This window comes from Profundicola chukchiensis (assembly GCF_029664245.1).
GTDB classification, from domain to species: Bacteria; Bacteroidota; Bacteroidia; order Flavobacteriales; family Weeksellaceae; genus Profundicola; species Profundicola chukchiensis.
Map to the genome: position 1 here is coordinate 1 of NZ_JANAIE010000022.1, position 392 is coordinate 392.

The window sequence follows — 392 nt, forward strand, 5'->3', positions numbered from 1 at the left end:
ATGTTCCATCAACACCGTTATTATCTTGAGAGTCTAAAGTTGAAACTTCTGGAAGCTCTGTAACATCACACACTGCACTATCTGTGTAAGTAAATACTGCATCAACTGATTCACTAACAGTTACAGTGAAAATAAACTCATTGTAACAAGTATCTGTTGGCGTGAAGGTGTAAGTGTAAATATCATCGACTTGACTAACAGCCCAAGTTCCAGCAACACCGTTGTTATCTTGTGAGTCTAAAGTTGAAACATCTGGTAGCTCTGTAACATCACACACTGCACTATCTGTGTATGTAAATACAGTGTCAACTGAATCACTAACAGTTACTGTGAAGCTAAACTCATTGTAACAAGTATCTGTTGGCGTGAAGGTGTAAGTGTAAACATCATCA

The 392-nt window shown here is 37.8% G+C and carries 1 protein-coding gene; it reads right to left on the reverse strand.

Features of this window, described 5'->3' with window-relative positions:
* A partial coding sequence (locus NLM59_RS11530) for a hypothetical protein (RefSeq protein ID WP_304417931.1) occupies nt 1-392 on the reverse strand: 392 nt, incomplete at both ends.